Source organism: Actinomyces sp. ICM39 (genome assembly GCF_000282935.1).
GTDB classification, from domain to species: Bacteria; Actinomycetota; Actinomycetes; order Actinomycetales; family Actinomycetaceae; genus Pauljensenia; species Pauljensenia odontolytica_B.
On record NZ_ALCB01000082.1, the window covers coordinates 1 to 1,418 of the forward strand.

General features: G+C 56.3%; 3 protein-coding genes. All 3 read left to right on the forward strand.

Features of this window, described 5'->3' with window-relative positions; genetic code table 11:
* Positions 1–467: hypothetical protein (locus HMPREF1137_RS10400; RefSeq protein ID WP_050980942.1), on the forward strand; the 467-nt coding region annotated here is incomplete at its 5' end.
* Between the two features lie 3 nt (positions 468–470).
* Positions 471–920: a hypothetical protein gene (locus HMPREF1137_RS05425; protein WP_231284029.1), complete on the forward strand. Its 450-nt coding sequence runs from the start codon at positions 471–473 to the stop codon at positions 918–920.
* A 71-nt stretch (positions 921–991) separates the two neighbouring features.
* The coding region (locus tag HMPREF1137_RS05430; RefSeq protein ID WP_007589759.1) for a hypothetical protein at positions 992–1,418 on the forward strand (427 nt) is incomplete at its 3' end.

The following is a 1,418-nucleotide window of genomic DNA, read 5'->3' on the forward strand; positions in this document are numbered from 1 at the left end:
GCGAGGATCACGTCTATTTCCACGGTCCAGATCCTCAAATTATGATGCATGTCTGGCGTGAGGACGGCTTTTATTTCGGCGGCACAAGCGAGCGATCATACGATCCGGGAGCTGATGTTCGCGCCAACGATCTCACCCCAGTTAAACAATGGCTCGCGATGGAATTATTTGACTTTCTCCGAATGAGCCTGCACCTGGAAGACATCGGGATCGCATTCAGGCGTCTATCTCCCGCCCCAAAGTGGTCTCAAAATCTCGAGACTGGGGAGCTATTTTACGAGGAGACACCCACGGGAATCGTCACGAATGACTTATCACGTGCGGCTGCGAATCTTCCTTGGTTCCTCAACCACTCGTCCGAACGACTCCTCGAGATCGCCCACATCGAAAGCACCAAGGAAGCCTGCCAGGCCCTGTTCGGCATGCCACGCGTCCCCTTCGCTAAGCCCACGGACAGACGGAAGTAACACATGCTGTGGGAACAGTTTCATAGCCACGCACTAGCGCTCCTCGGCGAGTATTTTCCCCCGAATCTGGTCAAAGATAACGGTGACAGTCTCGTCTTTATCGATAGGCGTAGTCTGGCAAGCTTTTTCGTCACCGAGAATGCACGAGGACTTACCATCGGCCGCCACGAAGAACGCAATACCGTCGGTACGTTCTTCACGAGCCCTTCCATTGAGTTGGCGACCATAGCACTGACACTCCTCGCACGCGAGGGGCTCGGCAAGCTCGTCGATATGCACTATCCTCCGGACGAACTTCTTGGCCCCGTGCCGGGCACCGACTACAGCATCGCTGATGAAGATACCGATGGTTTTTATCTGACACACATAACTGACAGCACACTGAGCGCAGATTGCGACTATTTTACATACGCCCGCGCAATTGCAGTCGCCGCTTCAACACGCGGCGCGTAGGTAGGATGGGGGGGGAGCCTGCCTCGATGGCACAATCGGCGCAGGCCCCAACTGATCGAAGGGAGCCAGTCATGTGGGAAGAGTTTCGGAGCCACGCACTAGCGCTCCTCGGCGAGCACTTTCCCCCGGAGCTCATCGAAGACAACAGTGACAGCATCGTTGTCACCAGCAGGCGCGACTTCACAACCTACATTCTCAGCGAGGCTGAGAGGGGAATCGTCATTGCCTACGAGGGTGAACGAAACACCGTGGTCCCGTTCTGCATAACCCAATCCCTCGAACTCGCCACCACGTGTCTCACTCTGCTCGTACGCGACGGGATAGCCACGCTCACGGACATGTCGTACACACCTCGGGACCTCTTGGGCCCCGTCCCACACACGGCATTCACCATTTCGAAGAAGTCCCCACCGTTCTTCGAACTCACCTCGACTATCGATCCCACGGTATCCGCAACATGCCGATCATTCGCATGCGCTCGAGCTATCGCCGAGGCCT

Bases quoted from the DNA above. Each gene is read 5' to 3' on its own strand.
- HMPREF1137_RS05425 (WP_231284029.1), top strand. From the start codon at position 471: ATGCTGTGGGAACAGTTTCATAGCCACGCACTAGCGCTCCTCGGCGAG.